Source organism: Microbacterium sp. ZKA21 (assembly GCF_050434165.1).
Lineage (GTDB): Bacteria > Actinomycetota > Actinomycetes > Actinomycetales > Microbacteriaceae > Microbacterium.
On record NZ_JBNPVV010000002.1, the window covers coordinates 89115 to 107841 of the forward strand.

The 18727-nt window shown below is 67.1% G+C and carries 17 protein-coding genes; 16 read left to right on the forward strand and 1 reads right to left on the reverse strand.

Annotation, left to right across the window (positions count from 1 at the left end):
* Positions 1 to 11 precede the first annotated feature (11 nt).
* Positions 12 to 548 (reverse strand): CGNR zinc finger domain-containing protein, encoded by a 537-nt coding sequence (locus M2317_RS04780; protein WP_429457827.1) that lies wholly within the window; start codon positions 546 to 548, stop codon positions 12 to 14.
* A 39-nt stretch (positions 549 to 587) separates the two neighbouring features.
* On the opposite strand from M2317_RS04780, the gene M2317_RS04785 reads away from it, so the two are divergent.
* From M2317_RS04785 to M2317_RS04860, 16 genes are all read left to right on the forward strand, one after another.
* Positions 588 to 1580, forward strand: coding sequence for an EamA family transporter (locus M2317_RS04785; RefSeq protein ID WP_429457829.1), 993 nt, complete (start codon positions 588 to 590; stop codon positions 1578 to 1580).
* A gap of 54 nt (positions 1581 to 1634) precedes the next feature.
* Positions 1635 to 2267, forward strand: coding sequence for a GntR family transcriptional regulator (locus M2317_RS04790; protein WP_429457831.1), 633 nt, complete (start codon positions 1635 to 1637; stop codon positions 2265 to 2267).
* Positions 2264 to 3781, forward strand: coding sequence for an MmgE/PrpD family protein (locus M2317_RS04795; protein ID WP_429457832.1), 1518 nt, complete (start codon positions 2264 to 2266; stop codon positions 3779 to 3781). The genes M2317_RS04790 and M2317_RS04795 overlap by 4 nt, the downstream gene beginning before the upstream one ends.
* A complete protein-coding gene (gene prpB / locus M2317_RS04800) occupies positions 3781 to 4683 on the forward strand; it encodes a methylisocitrate lyase (protein ID WP_429457834.1) in 903 nt (300 codons plus the stop codon). The genes M2317_RS04795 and prpB overlap by 1 nt, the downstream gene beginning before the upstream one ends.
* 19 nt (positions 4684 to 4702) lie before the next feature.
* Complete coding sequence (locus M2317_RS04805; protein ID WP_429457836.1) at positions 4703 to 5830, forward strand: bifunctional 2-methylcitrate synthase/citrate synthase; 1128 nt, start codon at positions 4703 to 4705, stop codon at positions 5828 to 5830.
* A 54-nt stretch (positions 5831 to 5884) separates the two neighbouring features.
* Positions 5885 to 6901 (forward strand): LacI family DNA-binding transcriptional regulator, encoded by a 1017-nt coding sequence (locus M2317_RS04810; protein ID WP_429457838.1) that lies wholly within the window; start codon positions 5885 to 5887, stop codon positions 6899 to 6901.
* 186 nt (positions 6902 to 7087) lie between these two features.
* A complete protein-coding gene (locus M2317_RS04815; protein ID WP_429457840.1) occupies positions 7088 to 8407 on the forward strand; it encodes an ABC transporter substrate-binding protein in 1320 nt (439 codons plus the stop codon).
* An 84-nt stretch (positions 8408 to 8491) separates the two neighbouring features.
* Positions 8492 to 9394, forward strand: coding sequence for a carbohydrate ABC transporter permease (locus tag M2317_RS04820; protein WP_429457842.1), 903 nt, complete (start codon positions 8492 to 8494; stop codon positions 9392 to 9394).
* Positions 9395 to 9431: 37 nt separating this feature from the next.
* Positions 9432 to 10364, forward strand: coding sequence for a carbohydrate ABC transporter permease (locus M2317_RS04825; protein ID WP_429457844.1), 933 nt, complete (start codon positions 9432 to 9434; stop codon positions 10362 to 10364).
* Between the two features lies 1 nt (position 10365).
* Positions 10366 to 11655 carry an arabinan endo-1,5-alpha-L-arabinosidase gene (locus tag M2317_RS04830; RefSeq protein ID WP_429457845.1) on the forward strand — a complete coding sequence of 430 codons (1290 nt, stop codon included), beginning with the start codon at positions 10366 to 10368 and terminating at the stop codon, positions 11653 to 11655.
* Complete coding sequence (locus M2317_RS04835; protein WP_429457847.1) at positions 11652 to 12347, forward strand: YesL family protein; 696 nt, start codon at positions 11652 to 11654, stop codon at positions 12345 to 12347. The genes M2317_RS04830 and M2317_RS04835 overlap by 4 nt, the downstream gene beginning before the upstream one ends.
* A 78-nt stretch (positions 12348 to 12425) precedes the next feature.
* Positions 12426 to 13925 (forward strand): alpha-N-arabinofuranosidase, encoded by a 1500-nt coding sequence (locus tag M2317_RS04840; RefSeq protein WP_429457848.1) that lies wholly within the window; start codon positions 12426 to 12428, stop codon positions 13923 to 13925.
* Positions 13922 to 14974, forward strand: coding sequence for an arabinan endo-1,5-alpha-L-arabinosidase (locus M2317_RS04845; protein ID WP_429457849.1), 1053 nt, complete (start codon positions 13922 to 13924; stop codon positions 14972 to 14974). The genes M2317_RS04840 and M2317_RS04845 overlap by 4 nt, the downstream gene beginning before the upstream one ends.
* A gap of 116 nt (positions 14975 to 15090) precedes the next feature.
* Complete coding sequence (locus tag M2317_RS04850) at positions 15091 to 16032, forward strand: ABC transporter permease (RefSeq protein ID WP_429457851.1); 942 nt, start codon at positions 15091 to 15093, stop codon at positions 16030 to 16032.
* Positions 16019 to 17029: a carbohydrate ABC transporter permease gene (locus M2317_RS04855; RefSeq protein WP_429457853.1), complete on the forward strand. Its 1011-nt coding sequence runs from the start codon at positions 16019 to 16021 to the stop codon at positions 17027 to 17029. The genes M2317_RS04850 and M2317_RS04855 overlap by 14 nt, the downstream gene beginning before the upstream one ends.
* A gap of 71 nt (positions 17030 to 17100) precedes the next feature.
* Positions 17101 to 18657, forward strand: coding sequence for an extracellular solute-binding protein (locus M2317_RS04860; protein WP_429457855.1), 1557 nt, complete (start codon positions 17101 to 17103; stop codon positions 18655 to 18657).
* Positions 18658 to 18727: the final 70 nt, after the last annotated feature.

Below are 18727 nucleotides of genomic sequence, written 5' to 3' on the forward strand. Positions count from 1 at the left end.
TGCCGCACGCGTCAGCGCGCCGCGCGTCGTGACCGGTAGGCGGCCACGGCATTGCGGTTCGCGCAGGTCGTGGAGCAGTAGCGCTTGGAGCGGTTGCGCGACAGGTCGAGGGCGATCGCCTCACAGTCGGCATCCGCGCACACGCTCATCCGCCCGCCCTCGTCCGCGCGGATGACGTCGATCAGGGCCATGGCGGTCTCGACGAGGATGCGCTCCGGGAGCGGGTGGTCGTCTGCGACCGCGTGCAGGTGCCAATCGGCCTCGTCGTGCCTGACCAGGCGAGGACTCAGCGAGACCTCCGCGAGCACGTCGTTGACCTGCTCGACCATCTCGTCGCGGGGCGCGAGCAGCATGGTCCTCAGCCGGGGGCGCAGTGCGCGCAGCCCGCTGAGCTCACGGTCGTCGCGATCGAGTCGTCCCGTGTACGGATGCTGCACGAGAAACGCGTAGACGTCGTCCTGCGTCGTCAGGGTGTCCGGCTCCTCGGCCGTGTTCGCGAGGAGCACGGCCGCGCGCAGCGCTTCCCCGGTGTCATCGGTGAAGAACATGTTGACATCTTACATCCGCAGTGGCTAGCGTCATTTCTCATGAGCACTGTGACCCATGACGTGGCGCGGCAGCCCCGAGTCGGCATCGGCGTCGCGATCGCGATCGGCGCGGCCTTCTCGTTCGGGATGTCGGGGGCATGGGCGCGCGGGCTCATCGATGCGGGATGGACGCCCGGCGCCGCCGTGACGGCACGGCTCTGGGTGGGCGCCATCATCCTGCTCGTCCCGACGCTCATCGTCCTGCGCGGGCGCTGGGCAGCCGTCCGGCGGAACATCGGGATGGTCGTGGCGTACGGGCTGGTCTCGGTCACCGCCGCCCAGCTCTGCTACTTCCAGGCGGTCGCGCGGATGGATGTCGGGATCGCGCTGCTGATCGAGTACACGGCTCCGATCGCGGTGGTGATCTGGCTGTGGCTGCGCCGCGGCGAACGCCCGACGCGGCGCAGTGCGGTCGGCGCGGTGATCGCCTTTGCGGGGCTCGTCCTGATGCTCGACATCGTCACCGGTGCCGACGCCGACGTGGTCGGAATCCTCTGGGCTCTCGGTGCGATGGTCGGCGCCGCGAGCTACTTCCTCCTCTCGGCACGCGGCGACACCGGCATCCCGCCGATCGCCCTCGCCGGGCTCGGTCTGCTGCTCGGCGCGGTCGGACTCACATTGGCCGGTATCGTCGGCGTGCTCCCGATGGCCTGGACGACGACCGACATCGCCTACCGGTTCGGCAGAGTGCCGTGGTTCCTGCCGGTGATCGCCATCGGGCTCGGCGCGACAGCGCTCGCGTATGTGCTCGGGATCGTCTCGACCCGGATGCTGGGGTCGCGGTTGGCGTCGTTCATCGCGCTCGCCGAGGTCGTCGCGGCGATGCTCTTCGGGTGGCTGCTGCTCGGCCAGCTGCCGGATCTGCTGCAGGGCGTCGGCGCTCTGCTGGTCCTCGGGGGCGTCGTGCTGGTGAAGCTCGGCGAACCGGCGGCATCCGCGTTCGTGGAGCCGGTGCCCGCCGCATCCTCTGATCGGTCTCTGTATACGATCTGACGGATCCGGCCCCAATCGGTGCGGGAAGGCGCGATTTGTGTATACAATGACGGCATGCGAGCAAGTGATCGGGCGTACGCCGCGCTCCTGGACGAGATCCAGTCCGGAGCGCTGGCGCCCGGCACTGTGCTGGCCGAGGTCGACCAGGCCGCGCGACTCGGTGTGAGCCGCACACCGCTGCGCGAGGCGCTGCAGCAGCTGGCACTCGACGGACTCGTCGTCCAGCAGTCGCCGCGGGTCACGGTCGTCTCCGCGGTCGAGGCCGACGACATCCGGTCCTTGTTCGAGACCCGTCGCGCACTCGAGGAGGCGGCTGCCCGGCTCGCGGCGCAGCGCGGTGACGCGCAGGCGTTCGCCGAACTCGCCGGCGCCTTCTCTGCCGTCGAGCTCCCCGCCGACACCGACGCCTACTACGCCCTCATCGAACGCCTCGACCGTGCGATCGACGAAGCGGTCGCCAACGGCTACATGGCGGCAGCGCTCCGCACCGTCCGCACCCACCTCGTGCGCGTGCGCCGCATGGCACGCGACAAGCCGGAGCGGCTCGATGCGTCCGTGGGGGAGCACCGCCTCATCGCCGAGGCGCTCGCCGCCCGCGATGGCGAGCTCGCCGCGCACGCGACCCACGTGCATCTGCACAACGCTCTCACCAGCATCCTGGAATCCCTGAACGAAGGACAGCCATGACCGTCACCCACCACGTCCGCGTCCACCGCTCCGACGAGGACCTGCCCCGCGAGGAGCAGCTCGCCTGGCGGATCGCCGAAGTCGCCGCCGACCCGGTGGCCGTCGAGTCCGAGGTCGTCGACATGATCATCAACCGGATCATCGACAACGCGTCGGTGGCCGCGGCATCCCTCACGCGCGCGCCGATCGTCGCCGCACGCGACCAGGCCTTCAGCCACCCGGTCTCGACGGGCGGTGCGGGCGCGACCGTGTTCGGCGCCGCTCTCGAGAAGCGCACCAGCCCGGAGTGGGCGGCGTGGGTGAACGGCGTGGCCGTGCGCGAACTCGACTACCACGACACGTTCCTCGCTGCGGAGTACTCCCACCCCGGCGACAACATCCCGCCGATCCTCGCCGTCGCCCAGCACCTCGGCTGCGACGGCCGCTCGCTCGTCCGCGGCATCGCGACCGGCTACGAGGTCCAGGTGGACCTCGTCAAGGCGATCTCGCTGCACAAGCACAAGATCGACCACGTCGCGCACCTCGGGCCGTCAGCGGCGGCCGGTATCGGCACACTGCTCGGCCTTCCGGTCGAGACGATCTATCAGGCGATCGGTCAGGCGCTGCACACGACGACGGCCACGCGGCAGAGCCGCAAGGGCGAGATCTCCACGTGGAAGGCGCACGCTCCGGCGTTCGCCGGGAAGATGGCCGTCGAGGCTGTCGACCGGGCGATGCGCGGGCAGACGAGCCCGTCGCCGATCTATGAAGGCGAGGACGGCGTCATCGCGTGGATGCTGGACGGCAAGGACGCCTCCTACGACGTGCCGCTGCCCGCGGTCGGCGAGGCCAAGCGCGCCATCCTCGACACGTACACCAAGGAGCACTCCGCGGAGTATCAGGCACAGGCGTGGATCGACCTGGCGCGCAAGCTGCACGGTCAGGGGATCGACGTGGCGGCGATCGAATCCGTGGTGCTGCACACGAGCCACCACACCCACTACGTGATCGGCTCCGGGGCGAACGACCCGCAGAAGTACGACCCGGCAGCGTCGCGCGAGACGCTGGACCACTCGATCCCGTACATCTTCGCCGTCGCCCTGCAGGACGGCGCCTGGCATCACGTCGACTCGTACCTGCCCGCGCGCGCGGCGCGTGCGGACACGGTCGAGCTCTGGCAGAAGATCATCACGGCGGAGGATGCCGAGTGGACCCGCCGCTATCACTCGATCGACCCCGCGGAGAAGGCCTTCGGCGGACGCGTCGAGATCGCCTTCGCGGACGGCTCGACTCTGGTCGACGAGATCGCCGTCGCCGACGCGCATCCGCTCGGCGCGCGCCCGTTCGCGCGAGCGGACTACATCGCGAAGTTCCGCCTGCTCGCTTCTCCGGTCCTGGAGGATGCCGAGATCGAGCGCTTCCTCGCGCTCGTGCAGCGCCTCCCCGAGCTCACAGCCGCCGAGGTGCAGGAGCTGTCGATCATCGCGCGCCCCGGCATCCTCTCCGCCGAGCCGACGACCAAGGGCCTGTTCTGATGCTGTATTCCACCACGACCCCGGCCGAGAAGCGGCGGCTGTTCCGCGAGCGCCTTGCCAGCGGCGAGCTGCTGCGCTTCCCCGGCGCGTTCAATCCGCTCAGCGCCCGCTTGATCGAGCAGAAGGGGTTCGACGGCGTCTACATCTCGGGCGCCGTGCTGTCGGCCGACCTCGGCCTCCCTGATATCGGGTTGACGACGCTCACCGAGATCTCCGGCCGTGCGCAGCAGATCGCGCGGATGACGGAGCTCCCGGCGATCGTCGACGCCGACACCGGTTTCGGCGAGCCCATGAACGTCGCCCGCACGATCCAGACGCTCGAGGACGCCGGACTCGCCGGCATGCACATCGAGGATCAGGTGAACCCCAAGCGCTGCGGTCACCTCGACGGCAAGGCCGTCGTCGACGAGGGCACCGCGATCAAGCGCATCCGGGCCGCCGCAGATGCCCGGCGCGATCCGAACTTCCTCCTCATGGCGCGCACCGACATCCGCGCCGTCGAGGGCCTGGATGCGGCGATCGATCGTGCGAAGGCGCTGGTGGATGCCGGGGCCGACGCGATCTTCCCCGAGGCCATGCGCGACCTCGACGAGTTCGAGGCGATGGCCGAGGCGCTGGACGTGCCGATCCTCGCCAACATGACCGAGTTCGGCAAGTCGGAGCTGTTCTCGACGGATCAGCTGCGGGATGCCGGAGTGAACATCGTGATCTGGCCGGTGTCGCTGCTGCGCATCGCGATGGGCGCGGCGGGCCGTGCACTCGATACGCTGAACGAACACGGGCACCTCACCTCGAAGCTGGGGGAGATGCAGCACCGCGCCGACCTCTACGAGCTGATCGACTACGAGTCGTACAACCACTTCGACTCCGGAGTCTTCAACTTCACCATCGACCACCCGTGACCGTGCGAAGGAGCAGGAAATGACAGACCCCGAGATCCGCAAGGGACTGGCCGGCGTCGTCGTCGACACGACGGCGATCAGCAAGGTCAACCCCGAGACGAACAGCCTGCTCTACCGCGGGTACCCCGTGCAGGAGCTGGCGGCGACCCAGCCGTTCGAGGCCGTCGCCTACCTCCTCTGGAACGGTGAGCTCCCGGATGCCGAGCAGCTCGCCGCCTTCCGTGCGACCGAGCGCGCGCACCGCGCGCTGACCCCGCAGGTGAAGGCGACGATCGACCTGGTGCCCGTCGAGGCGCATCCGATGGATGAGGTCCGCACGGCCGTCAGCGTCATCGGAGCGACGGATGCCGCGGGCTCCGCGCTGGATGCGCAGGCCAGTCCTGAGGAGAACCTGGCGCGCAGCATCCGCCTGTTCGCCGCTCTGCCCGCGATCGTCGCCTATGGGCAGCGCCGCCGCAGGGGGCAGGAGCCGATCGCGCCGCGCGACGACCTCGACTACTCCGCGAACTTCCTCTGGATGACCTTCGGCGAGCTGCCCGATCCAGTCGTCGTCGACGCGTTCAACCGGTCGATGATCCTCTATGCGGAGCATTCGTTCAATGCGTCGACGTTCACCGCTCGTGTCATCACCTCGACGTTGAGCGACCTGTACTCCGCCGTCGTCGGGGCGATCGGGGCGCTCAAGGGTCCGCTGCACGGCGGTGCCAACGAAGCCGTGCTGCACATCTTCGACGAGATCGGCGATGCCGCGAACGTGAAGCCGTGGCTGGACAAGGCCCTCGCCGAGAAGCGCAAGATCATGGGCTTCGGCCACCGCGTCTACAAGAACGGCGACTCGCGCGTGCCGACCATGAAGTCGGCGCTCGACACGCTCGTCGAGCACTACGGCCGTGACGACGTGGCCGAGCTCTACGACGCGCTGGAGCAGGAGTTCGTCGCGCGCAAGGGCATCTACCCGAACCTCGACTATCCCTCCGGCCCCGCCTACAACCTCATCGGATTCGACACGCTGACCTTCACGCCGCTCTTCGTCGCCGCCCGCGTCACGGGGTGGACCGCGCATGTCATCGAACAGGCCGCTGCCAACGCGCTGATCCGCCCGCTGTCGCTCTACGATGGGCCCGATGAGCGCCACGTCCGGCTCTGACGCACCAGGGAATCTCTACAACGTTGTAGACTGACGCTGGAGAGGGGTGGGATCATGGCCGCGACACTGCACGATGTCGCGAGGCTCGCAGGAGTCTCGATCAAGACCGTGTCGAATGTCATCAACGACTATCCGCACATCCGTCCGACGACCAGGGAGAAGGTCGAGCTGGCGATCGCCGAGCTCGGCTACACCCCGAACCTGACGGCCCGCAATCTCCGCTCGGGGCGCACCGGCGCGATCGCGCTCGCGCTGCCCGACCTGAGCCTGGCGTACTTCGCCGAACTCGCAGCCCAGGTCATCCACGAGGCGGAGGCTGCAGGTGTCGTCGTGCTCGTGGAGCAGACCGGCGCCGACCGCGACCGGGAGCTCGATCTGCTGCGCAGTCCGCGGCTCAAGCTCACCGACGGTCTGATCTTCAGCCCGCTCGGCATGGGCCAGGAGGATGCCGCGGCTCTGAACGTGTCCTATCCGCTGGTCCTGCTCGGCGAGCGCATCTTCGACGGTCCGACCGATCACATCACGATGCGCAACGTCGAGGCGGCGAAAGCGGCGACCGAGTACCTCCTGAAGTCCGGACGCCGGCGCATCGCGGTCGTCGGCGCGCACGAGGGCGAGATCGTCGGCTCGGCAGCGCTGCGTCTGCAGGGATACCGGGAAGCGCTGGCGGATGCCGGCATCCCGTACGACGACTCGATGGTCGGCTACACGACCCTCTGGCATCGGGCGAACGGTGCCGACTCGATGCGCGAACTCCTGGCCGGAGGCGCGGAGTTCGACGCGGTGTTCGGCCTCAACGACACCCTCGCGCTCGGTGCGATGCGCGTCCTGCAGGAGTCGGGCCGCCGGGTCCCCGAGGATGTCGCCGTGGTCGGCTTCGACGGGCTGGACGAGGCCGAGTACTCGATTCCGAGCCTGACCACCGTCGATCCGGGGCGCGAGTGGATCGCACGGACCGCCGTGACGACCCTGCTCGAGCGCATCGGGGCCGGCGACGAGAAGCCGGCGCCGCGGACGCGTCTCGCCGACTACCGCATCCTCGAGCGCGAATCCGCGCCCGCCGGCCGCTGATCCTGGCGCTTTCGCCGGGCCGCCGATAACGATTCGGCCGTGCAATTGACAATCGTCCGACGCGGGTTCACAATAACTTCTACAACGTTTACTACAACGTTGTAGATCGATTGGGAATCGCACCGCGCTCACCAGGCGGGAGCGCGCGAGGCGACATCGAAGTCAGCCCCGAGAGGACACAGCACAATGAAGTCACGAATTCTGGCCGGAGTCGGCATCGCCGCCCTCGCGGCTGCCGCACTGACCGGCTGCGCCGGCGGAAGCGGCGAGAGCGCCAGCAACGAGATCACCTTCATGTTCCGCGGCAACGACGCGGAGAAGGAGGCCTACACGGCCGCCATCAAGCAGTTCGAGAAGGACCACGACGCCAAGGTCAAGATCATCATGACCACGGCTGACGACTACTCCACCAAGCTGAAGGCCGCGATCACCGGCAAGCAGATCCCCGACGTCTTCTACGTCGACCCGGGCAGCGTCCAGGCCTACGTCAAGTCCGGCATCATCAAGGACATCACCGAGAAGGTCGAAGCAGACGTCGACCTCGACAACATCTGGCAGTACGGCGTCGACAGCTACCGCTTCGACGGCCAGCTGATGGGCCAGGGCGCGATCTACGCGATGCCCAAGGACATCGGGCCGTTCTCGTTCGGCTACAACAAGACCATGTTCGAGGCGGCCGGCATCCCGCTGCCCGACAAGGACAAGCCCTACACGCTGGACGAGTTCGTCGACGTCGCCAAGAAGCTGACGCTCGACACCAACGGCGACGGCACGCTCGACCAGTGGGGCACCGGCCTCAACGTCCAGTGGAACCTGCAGCCGTTCGTGTGGTCGAACGGCGGCGACTGGCTGAACGAGGACCGCACGAAGGTCACGGTCGACGAGCCCGAGTTCGTCGAGGCGCTGCAGTGGTTCGCCGACCTGTCGCTGGTCGACGGCGTCACCCCCTCGACCTCCGACGCGCAGACGCTGGACACCTACCAGCGCTGGATGCAGGGACAGATCGGGTTCTTCCCGGTCGGCCCGTGGGATGTGCCCACCTACCAGTCGCTCGACTTCGAGTGGGACCTGATCCCCTACCCGGTCGGTTCGACCGGTGAACCCGCCAGCTGGATCGGCACGCTCGGTATCGCCGTCGCAGAGACGTCGAAGAACACCGACCTCGCCACCGAGCTCGCGATCTACCTCTCCACCGACGTCACCGCGCAGCAGTCGCTGGTCGACGCGGGTGTGCAGATCCCGAACCTCATCGACATGGCCGACGAGTGGGTCGCCTCCAGCACGCTGCCGCCGGCGAACAAGCAGGAGTTCCTGGACGTCGCTCAGGACTACGGTCGCGCGCTGCCCACGAGCACGACGTACAGCGCCGAGTGGTACGACGAGCTGTTCAAGAACATCCAGCCCGTCCTCGACGGCAGCCAGACGGCCGAGGAGTACCTCACCGAGGTGCAGCCGCGCATGCAGGAGCTGCTGGACAAGGCGAACGCGGACGCCGGTATCGGCTGAACGCCGACCGACCTCTGACCACCCCGGGGCGGGCGATGCCTGCCCCGGGGCCCATCCGCCCGTCCTTGACCCATCGAGGTGACCATGTCCACGACGACCTATCGTCGCTCCCGGCTGCATCGCCGTGAGCACCTGGCCAGCGCCGCGTTCGTCGCGATTCCGGTGCTCGGCTTCCTGATCTTCATCGCGTACCCCCTGTGCTACGCGGTCTACGCCTCGTTCACGAAGTGGAACGGCCTGAGCGACCCGGTCTTCAACGGTCTCGACAACTACGTCGAGATGCTGAACGACCGGTATTTCTGGCAGGCGATGGGCAACACCGTCTTCATGATGATCGGCATCCCGATCGGCCTGATCATCTCGCTGCTGCTCGCCCTTGCGCTGAACCGCAAGATGCGCGGCACCACCTTCTTCCGCACGGTCTACTACGTGCCGGTCATCTCCTCGCTCGCCGCCGTCGCCATCCTCTGGCAGTGGGCCTACAACGGCGACTTCGGTCTGATCAACCAGGTCCTCGCGATCTTCGGCATCGAGGGCCCGAACTGGCTCCAGGATGCCGCATGGGCCAAGCCCGCCATCATCATCATGTCCGTGTGGAAGGGCCTCGGCTACTCGATGCTCCTCTATCTCGCGGCTCTGCAGTCGGTTCCGCGGCACCTCTACGAGGCAGCGGCCATCGACGGCGCCGGCGCGTTCAAGCAGTTCCGGCACATCACGATCCCGATGCTGAAGCCGGTGACCTTCTTCCTCGTCGTCACGAGCATCATCGGCGGCGCGCAGATCTTCATCGAGATCAACATCATGACACCCACCGGCGGACCCGAGTTCTCCACGGCATCCATCGTCTGGTACATCTGGCAGAAGGCGTTCAACTACCTCCAGATGGGCTACGCGACCTCCGTGTCCGTCGTGCTCGGCATCCTGGTCTTCATCGTCACGGCGATCCAATTCCAGATGAACCGTCGCTCCCAGTTCTCGATCGAGTGAGGCAGCCATGACTCAGACAGCTCCAGCTCCTGGAACCATGACCACCGTCCTGCCGGAGGCCGCTCGCCGCAGGCGTCTGCCCCGCAACCCGATCGGCAGCGGCAAGGGCAACTCCGCCGCCGCGGTCGGCATGCGGTCCCGCTCGTACCGCACGATGAACATCATCGTGACGGTCATCCTGTCCCTCGGCGGCATCCTGATGGTCGCGCCGCTGGTGTGGACCTTCAGCACTTCGCTCAAGACCCGCGAGGCCGTGTTCGCGCTGCCGCCGCAGTGGATCCCGGATCCGGTGCAGTGGGAGAACTACGTCCGCGTCTGGACGGCGGGTCCCCTTGCCAGCGGTATCGTCAACAGCGCCATCGTGTCGATCAGCGTCACCGTGGTCGGCACCGTGACCTCGTCGCTCGCGGCGTTCGCGTTCGCGAAGATGCGTATGCCCTTCAAGAACCTCGTGTTCCTCGCGATGCTGTCGGCGATCATGATCCCGTTCCCGACGATCATGATCCCGCAGTTCAAGATGTTCGGCGACGCCGGCCTGGTGGACACCCTGTGGCCCCTGATCCTGCCCGGGATCTTCGGCAACATCGTGATGATCTTCTTCCTGCGCCAGTACCTCGACTCGATCCCCGACTCGATCATCGAGGCGGCCAAGCTGGACGGCGCCGGATACCTGCGGATCTTCTTCAAGCTGATCTTCCCGGTGATCCGCCCGGCCATCGCCGCACAGTTCATCCTGTGGTTCATGGCGGTCTGGAACGACTACCTCGCCCCGATCATCTACCTGAACTCGCCCGAGAAGCAGACCCTGCAGCTCGTGATCGCGAGCTTCAACGCCCAGTACGCGAGCCAGACCGACTACCCGCTGATCATGGCGGCGTCGTTCATCGCGCTGATCCCCGTGCTCGTGGTGTTCCTCATCTTCCAGCGTCAGATCATCGAGTCGGTCGCGCTGAGCGGATCGAAGGCCTGACATGAGCACCGCCACCAGCGACCCGACCACGTGGGGCGCGCGCAACGCGCACGACCCCACGGTGGTCCGCGGCGACGACGGCCTCTGGTACATGTTCTCCACGGATGCCGGGGGCGACGCCCCCGGCATCCCGGTGGGTGCGCATGTGCGCACCTCCTCCGACCTGGTCACGTGGTCCTTCCACGGAACAGCGCTCGGCGAGGTGCCGGCCCCGGCACGCGAGTGGTCCGGAGCCGAGGGACTCTGGGCTCCGGAGGTCGTCCGCTGGCCGTCGGTGGACGGCGGGGCGAGGTGGCACATGTACTACTCGGCGTCGACGTTCGGCTCGCGCACCTCGGCGATCGGCCTGGCGACGGCGGAGTCGCTCGCGGGGCCCTGGACCGACCAGGGCATCGTCGTGGCCACCCAGCACGACCGCGACGGGCACAACGCGATCGACGCGGCTGTGACGTTCGACCGCGAAGGCCGGGCGTGGATGCTCTACGGATCGTTCTTCGGCGGCATCCACATCGTCGAGCTGTCGCTCGAGACCGGCATGCGCGTGCGCGAGGAGAAGGGTGCGCTCATCGCGCGCCGGCCGCAGAACGTCGACGGCGCGATCGAGGGGGCGTACGTCGTGCACCGCCCCGAAGAGGATCGCTTCGTCCTGTTCGTCTCGTACGACTCGCTCGTGAACACCTACAGCGTCCGCGTCGGCGTGGCGGACGAGATCACCGGCCCCTACCGGGATGCCACGGGCAACGACCTCACCGACCCGACCGCCGAGCAGGCGACCGCGGTCGGCACGAAGGTACTCGGCGGCCACCGGTTCCCCGGCGGCACCGGCTTCATCGCCCCCGGCCACAACTCGATCTTCCACGACGGCGACGCGACCTACATGGTGCACCACGTGCGTCTCGCGGACGCTCCGGCGCAGCACGAGGCGCAGATCCGGCGCGTGCACTGGACTCGCAGCGGCTGGCCGCTCGTCTCGCCGTTCCCCTACGCGGGTGCGGATGCCGAGACGCTGGATGCCGCGGCATCCGTGTCCGGATCCTGGAGCGCCGTGCGCTTCGCCCCGGAAGAGGCGGGGCTGATCGAGGCCGAGACCGTGCAGCTCTCCGCTCCCCTCACGAGCGCGGGCGAGGCGGTCGCCGGCGAACTCGCGCTGACCTCGGCATCCGGAACCGCGACGCTGGACGGCGTCGTGTTCGGGGCGTGGGATCCGGTGGCCGAGCGTCCGGTGCTGGCCTTCGCCGGCATCGATGAATCCGGCGTCGTCTGGACCGGATCGCAGCAGGTGACGCCATGACCGCGCTCGTCCGTTCGTCTCGCTCGGCTCGCTCGGCTCGCTCGACGAGCGAGTCGGCCGGAGCGGACGACGCAGCCCTCGGCTGGACCGGCCGGGTCATGCAGTGGCTGCGGGTCGTCACGTCCGTGGTCCTCGTGAACGTGCTGTTCCTGCTCGGCACGCTCGCCGGTCTCGTCCTGCTCGGCCTCATGCCGGCATCCGTCGCGGCCGCCGGCGTCCTGCGGCGCAACGACCTCCTCCTCGGTACCGCAGAGGACGGGCTCTTCCGCACGTTCTGGGCGACCTACCGCACCGAGTTCTGGCGTGCGAACCGCGCCGGCGTCCCGTTCTGGATCGTCGGCACCCTGCTCGCCGCCGACCTCGCCGTGCTGCCACAGCTCACCGGCCCCGTCTCGGCGGTCCTGCTCGTCTTCACCGGCGCCCTGGTGCTCGCCGCGGTCGTGACGTTCGCCGCCGCCATCGCCCTGCTGGCACGCTACGACGACAGCGTCGCCGCCGTCCTGCGTTACGCGCTGGTGCTGCCGCCGACGTCGCTCGGCATGAGTGCCGGGGTGCTCGTGGCCACTGCCGCCTGGGCGCTCATCGTCTCGATCGTGCCCGTCCTGCTGCCCCTCATCGGAGCAGCCATCCCGCTCGCGATCGCCGTGCGTCTGATCGACGCGCGACTGGATCGCATCGAGGATGCCGGCTGAGCCCGGCATCCTCCCGAAAGCCCACTACCCGCACGCCGTGCTGCCTTCAGCCCGGCCTGTCCCAGAGAAGGAAACACCGTGACTCAGGCACGCATCTCCGTCGACCGCGAAGCGGTCGTCGCACCGCTCGACCGGCGGATCTTCGGCTCGTTCGTCGAGCACCTCGGCCGCTGCGTCTACGACGGCATCTACGAGCCCGGCCACCCGACGGCGAACGAGGACGGCTTCCGCCTCGACGTCGTCGACCTCGTCAAGGAACTCGGCTCGACGACCATCCGCTACCCCGGCGGCAACTTCGTCTCCGGCTTCCGCTGGGAGGACTCCGTCGGGCCGCGCGACCAGCGCCCGGTGCGCCGCGACCTCGCGTGGCACTCGATCGAGACCAACCAGGTCGGCGTCGACGAGTTCTCTCGCTGGCTGAAGCTCACGGGGTCCGAGCTGATGATGGCCGTCAACCTCGGCACCCGCGGCATCGAGGCGGCTCTCGACCTGCTCGAGTACTGCAACCACCCGTCCGGCACGGCGCTCAGCGACCAGCGCATCGCCAACGGCACCGTCGAGCCGCACGACATCAAGATGTGGTGCCTCGGCAACGAGATGGACGGCCCGTGGCAGACCGGCTACATGACCGCCGAGGACTACGGCAAGATCGCGGCCCGCACCGCGCAGGCGATGAAGACCGCCGACCGCTCGCTCGAGCTCGTCGTCTGCGGTTCCTCGAGCTCGTCCATGCCGACGTTCGGCGACTGGGAGCGCACCGTCCTCGAGCACGCGTACGAGCACGTCGACTACATCTCCTGCCACGCCTACTACCAGGAGCGCGGCGGCGACCTCGGGTCGTACCTCGCGTCCTCGTTGGACATGCAGTACTTCATCGAGACCGTCGTCTCGACGGCCGACCACGTCGGCAACAAGCTCAAGTCGAAGAAGAAGATCAAGCTCTCCTTCGACGAGTGGAACATCTGGTACCTCGACGAGCACCAGGCATCCGACGAGGTCAACGACGAGTGGCGCGTCGCCCCGCGTCAGCTCGAGGACGTCTACTCCGTGGCGGATGCCGTGGTCCTCGGAAACCTGATGATCACGCTGCTGAAGAACCACGACCGGGTCGCCTCGGCATCCCTCGCCCAGCTCGTCAACGTGATCGCTCCGATCATGACCGAGCCGGGCGGCGACGCCTGGCGACAGACGACGTTCTTCCCGTTCTCGGTGACGTCGCGCCTGGCGAAGGGCGAGATCCTCAAGCCGCGCATCGACGCCGGAACGTACGAGACCAAGGTGTACGGCACGGCCCCGCTGGTCGACTCGGTCGTCACGACCGACGGCACCGACTCCGCTGTCTTCCTCGTGAACCGCAGCCAGACCGAGGCGATCACCATCGCCGTCGACGTCGCCGAACTCGGCGCCTCGACCATCGCCGAGGCCGTCACCCTGTGGGACGACGACGTGTACGCGAAGAACACGCTCGCCGACCAGAACCGCGTCGGGCTCAAGCAGCTCGAAGGCGCGGTTCTCGCGGAAGGCGTGCTGACCGTCACGCTGCCTCCCGTGTCGTGGTCGGCGATCGCCCTCGCATGACCTCGTTCGAATCGCGCGAATCGCCCTTCCCGGCCCGCCGGAGGGGTCGTTCGCGCGATTCGAACGCACGGCGTCCGACCGGCGCCGCGGCCGTGGTCCTCGCCGCGGTCGCAGCGCTGGTCGGGTGCGCTCCCGCCGCGGCGGTCGCCCCCGAGCTGTCCGGCGACGTGTTCGTCCACGATCCGGCGTATGTCGCGACGGACGACGGGGCGTTCGTGTACTCGACCGGCAACGGTCAGATCGCGGACGGGAACATCCAGGTCCGCACCTCCGTCGACGGTGCGGAGTGGGAGTACGCCGGCGAGGTCTGGGAGACCAAACCGGCCTGGCTGAGCGAGGCCGTGCCCGGCGTCGACAACCTCTGGGCGCCCGAGCTCTATGAGCACGACGGCACCTGGTACCTGTACTACTCGGCCTCCACGTTCGGCAGCAACGCGTCCGTGATCGCTCTCGCTACGAACACCACGCTCGACCCGTCGGATGCCGCCTACGAATGGGTGGACCAGGGCGAGGTCATCTCGTCCGCCGGCACCGACTACAACGCGATCGACCCCGGCATCGTCGAGGACGAGGGCGGCAACCCGTGGATGGCGTTCGGATCGTTCTCCTCCGGGCTCGAGATCGTCCCGCTGGAGTGGCCGAGCGGTCTGCGCGCGGATGACTCGGAGCCCGTGACCATCGCGGATCGAGGGCTCGCCGAGAACGCGATCGAGGCGCCGTACATCGTGCCGCATGACGGCGATTTCTACTTGTTCGCCTCCCGCGGCTTCTGCTGCCGAGGCGTCGACAGCACGTACGAGATCATCGTCGGCCGCTCCGACTCCGTGACCGGCCCGTATCTGGATGCCGACGGGGGAGAGCTCCTCGATGACGGCGGCACGGTGCTGCTGACGAGCGAGGACGACCGCGTCGGACCGGGTGGACAGTCGGTCTGGGAAGACACGCTCGCGTTCCACTTCTATGACGGCGCTGCCGATGGCATCCCGACGCTCGGACTGCTGCCGATCACATGGCGCGACGGCTGGCCCGAGGTCGCGTCCGAGAAATAGTGCTTGGCCGGGAGCGAGCTGTCTGCTAGCTTTGCCGGTAGTTAAATCAGGGGTTATGTTTATCCCTGTTCATCCGTGGCGTCAGTGCTGACGCCACGACCGCAGAGAGGCGGAGGATGGCTCTGACCCAGGTACCACGACGGCGCAGATCCGTGTGGGCGCAGCTCAAGACCAGCAGGATGCTGATCTTCATGTGCGTCCCGGCGATCGCGTTCTTCCTGGTCTTCAACTACGCGCCGCTGCCCGGCATCTGGATCGCGTTCACCGACTTCAATTACCGCGACGGCATCTTCGGCAGCCCGTTCGTCGGTTTCAAGAACTTCGAGTTCCTCATCAAGTCCGGGATGCTGTGGGACCTCACCCGCAACACGATCCTGTACAACGTCGCCTTCATCGTGTTCGGGAACATCCTGCAGATCGCGATCGCGATCATGTTCAACGAGGTGCGGCTGAAGTTCTTCAAGAAGGTCACGCAGGGCATCATGTTCCTGCCGTACTTCATCTCGGTCGTGCTGATCGGTGTGATCGCGTTCAACATCCTGAACTACGACACCGGCGCGCTGAACACGCTGATCGAGCAGACCGGCGGCGACCCGATCAAGATCTACAGCATGGCCGGCATCTGGCCGCTCATCATCATCATCGTCCACCTGTGGCAGAGCACCGGCTACGGATCGATCGTGTACTTCGCGGCGATCATGGGCATCGACAAGGGCCTGTTCGAGGCGGCCGAGATCGACGGGGCTTCGGCGTGGCAGCGCATCCGCTACGTGATCCTGCCGAGCCTCAAGCCCACGTTCATCATCCTGTTCCTGTTCTCGCTCGGCGGCATCATGAGCGGCAACTTCGGACTGTTCTGGAACCTCGTCGGCAACAACGCGGCGCTCTTCTCGACGACCGACATCATCGAGACCTCGGTCTACCGGATGGTCATGTCGCAGAACAACTTCACCACCTCCACGGCTGTGGGGCTGTATCAATCCCTCTTCGGTTTCGCCATCGTCATGACGGCGAACTGGATCGTGCGAAGGATGAACAAGGACTATGCCCTCTTCTGATGTCACCCTGACGGCGCCGGCCGCCGATTTCGCCGACACCGGAGCGACGCGCACGCTGCTGCTGCCCAAGAAGGGCAAGGGCCTGTTCGACCGCTCGCCCAAGCCGCGGGCGATCAAGCTGTCCGCGAGCGATCGCTGGCTGCGCGGGATCTCCTACGTGTGGATCAGCCTGTTCGCGCTGTTCTGCCTGCTGCCGTTCGTGCTCATCGTGTCCGCCTCGTTCTCGAGTGAGTCCGCGATCCGCACCGACGGATTCGGGCTCTGGCCGAAGGACTTCACGTTCGCGGCCTACGAACTGATCTTCCAGTCCCCGCGGCAGATCCTCGGCGCCTACGCGGTCACCGTGACGATGACGGTGCTCGGAACCGCGATCGGCCTGTTCGTCATCGCGATGACGGGGTACGCGCTGTACCGGCAGGACTTCGCGTTCCGGAACCAGATCTCGTTCTTCATCTACTTCACGACACTGTTCTCCGCGGGGCTCGCGCCGACCTTCCTCTGGGTGGGACGCGACCTCGGACTCCGCGGCACGTACCTCGCGGTGTTCCTGCAGCTGCTCATGACCCCGTGGCTCATCATCCTCATGAAGAACTTCATGAAGACCGTGCCGTACGAGATCGTCGAGTCGGGGAAGATCGACGGGGCGGGCGACTTCCGGATCTTCGCGAAGCTGACGCTGCCGATGATGAAGCCGGCGCTCGCGACGATCGGGCTGTTCCTCGCTCTCGCGTACTGGAACGAGTGGTATCTGTCCTCGCTGTACCTGGGCAGCACCGTCGAGTTCAAGCCTCTGCAGTACTACCTGTACAACGTCATCAACACCGCGAGCGCGCTGCGCAACTCGGTCGCCGGGGCGAACGTCAGCATCGCGGATCTGCCCAGCAACACCCTGAAGATGGCGAGCGCGGTCGTGGCGACGGGCCCGATCCTGCTGTTCTACCCGTTCGTCCAGAAGTACTTCGTCAGCGGCATCACCGTCGGTGCGGTCAAGGGCTGACCCGCCGAAGCTGACGTCCCCCTGGCCCGCCCCGGGCCGTCCCTGCAATCACAGAGCCGAAGGAGTCTCACATGAAGAAAAGGATCCTCACGTCCGCGGCGGCACTCGCCGTCGTCGGGCTGAGCGTCGGCGCCCTGGCGGGCTGCTCGCCCGCCGGCGGTGAAGAAGGCGGCGACGCCACCAAGATCACCATGCTCGTCCTGGGCAACAAGCCCACCAACGGCCGCCTCGAGGCGATGCTCGAGGAGCTCAACCCGAAGCTCAAGGAGAAGGTGAACGCGACCCTCGACTTCTTCTACGTCGAGTGGGCGGACTGGCAGACGCAGTACAACGTGCAGCTGCTGTCGGGCGATGACAACATCGACCTGATCACCACGGCCACCGACTGGCTCTACGCGTGGGAGAACGCCGACAAGGGCGCCTTCCTGCCGCTCACCGAGGACATGCTCAAGGAGAACGCCCCGAAGACCTGGGAGCAGGTGGATGCCGAGGGCCACTGGGATCTCACCAAGCTGAACGACGAGATCATGTTCATCCCGGAGGACAACTACACCCAGTACACCAACCACGGGTTCTTCTACCGCGGCGACTGGGCGACCGCCGCCGGGTTCGAGAACGGCGAGATCACGAAGTTCGAGGACTTCACCACGTACTTCCAGTGGGTCAAGGACAACCAGCCGGAGGCGTACCCGTGGGATGTCGTCGGCACGAACGAGGCGGCGCTGACCGGATACTGGCAGGGCCACACGGACCTCGTCACGCTGCAGGGCGTGAGTGCGGGCATCTTCATGCCGTTCCAGCTCTCGGCATCCGACCCGACGACCGTCACGTCGGTCTACATGGAGGGCGACGAGCTGCTGGAAGCGGCAGAGCTGGCACGCGAGTGGAACGAGATCGGCGTCTGGCGCGAGGACGCGCTGAATTACGACGGCGACACCCGTGAGGAGTTCTACGCGGGCCTGAGCGGTGTGGACCAGCACCACACGCAGACCTACATCGGCGCGATCGTCGACAACATGACGAAGAAGCAGCCGGGCTCCGACCCGAAGATGTTCTACTGGGGCCAGGAGAACGGCAACGTCTACAAGGACATCCTCACGCACGGTGCGATGGCCGTCAGCGCGAACTCCAGCAACCCCGAGAAGGCGCTGCAGGTGTACGACGCGCTGCGCAACGACGAAGAGCTCTACGACCTGCTCAACTTCGGCATCGAGGGCACCGACTACGTCATGACCGATGACGGCATGCTCGGCTTCCCCGAGGGCTACGACCCGTCGACCGACTCGCTCGGATCGAACTTCTGGGGCGGACGCATGGACGAGTACGAGCCGCAGCGGGTCAACGAGGCACCCAACAAGGACGAGATCTACGCGTCCCTCGACGAGGTCGCCAAGGAGTACCCGTACTCGACCCTGATCGTGGACAAGAGCATGATCGACCCGACGCTCGCCGCCATGGGCGCCGTCCTCTCGGAGTACATCCCGCAGCTGCAGTACGGCAAGTTCGAGGACCCGGCCGCCGCGATCGACGAGATGCGGCAGAAGCTGACGGACGCCGGCTACGAGGACGCCCGTGACTCGCTCCAGGCGGACATCGACGCCTGGGCGGAGGACCAGGACCTCGAGTAGACCCGCACCGCCGGGTGGGCCGCACGGCCCACCCGGCACCGCCTCCTTCTTCGACCGAGGGGATCGATCA

Bases quoted from the DNA above. Each gene is read 5' to 3' on its own strand.
- M2317_RS04855 (WP_429457853.1), top strand. From the start codon at position 16,019: ATGCCCTCTTCTGATGTCACCCTGACGGCGCCGGCCGCCGATTTCGCC.
- M2317_RS04830 (WP_429457845.1), top strand. From the start codon at position 10,366: ATGAGCACCGCCACCAGCGACCCGACCACGTGGGGCGCGCGCAACGCG.
- M2317_RS04850 (WP_429457851.1), top strand. From the start codon at position 15,091: ATGGCTCTGACCCAGGTACCACGACGGCGCAGATCCGTGTGGGCGCAG.
- M2317_RS04795 (WP_429457832.1), top strand. From the start codon at position 2,264: ATGACCGTCACCCACCACGTCCGCGTCCACCGCTCCGACGAGGACCTG.
- M2317_RS04780 (WP_429457827.1), bottom strand. From the start codon at position 548: ATGTTCTTCACCGATGACACCGGGGAAGCGCTGCGCGCGGCCGTGCTC.
- M2317_RS04825 (WP_429457844.1), top strand. From the start codon at position 9,432: ATGACCACCGTCCTGCCGGAGGCCGCTCGCCGCAGGCGTCTGCCCCGC.
- M2317_RS04820 (WP_429457842.1), top strand. From the start codon at position 8,492: ATGTCCACGACGACCTATCGTCGCTCCCGGCTGCATCGCCGTGAGCAC.
- M2317_RS04810 (WP_429457838.1), top strand. From the start codon at position 5,885: ATGGCCGCGACACTGCACGATGTCGCGAGGCTCGCAGGAGTCTCGATC.
- M2317_RS04790 (WP_429457831.1), top strand. From the start codon at position 1,635: ATGCGAGCAAGTGATCGGGCGTACGCCGCGCTCCTGGACGAGATCCAG.
- M2317_RS04845 (WP_429457849.1), top strand. From the start codon at position 13,922: ATGACCTCGTTCGAATCGCGCGAATCGCCCTTCCCGGCCCGCCGGAGG.
- M2317_RS04815 (WP_429457840.1), top strand. From the start codon at position 7,088: ATGAAGTCACGAATTCTGGCCGGAGTCGGCATCGCCGCCCTCGCGGCT.
- prpB (WP_429457834.1), top strand. From the start codon at position 3,781: ATGCTGTATTCCACCACGACCCCGGCCGAGAAGCGGCGGCTGTTCCGC.
- M2317_RS04785 (WP_429457829.1), top strand. From the start codon at position 588: ATGAGCACTGTGACCCATGACGTGGCGCGGCAGCCCCGAGTCGGCATC.
- M2317_RS04860 (WP_429457855.1), top strand. From the start codon at position 17,101: ATGAAGAAAAGGATCCTCACGTCCGCGGCGGCACTCGCCGTCGTCGGG.
- M2317_RS04805 (WP_429457836.1), top strand. From the start codon at position 4,703: ATGACAGACCCCGAGATCCGCAAGGGACTGGCCGGCGTCGTCGTCGAC.
- M2317_RS04835 (WP_429457847.1), top strand. From the start codon at position 11,652: ATGACCGCGCTCGTCCGTTCGTCTCGCTCGGCTCGCTCGGCTCGCTCG.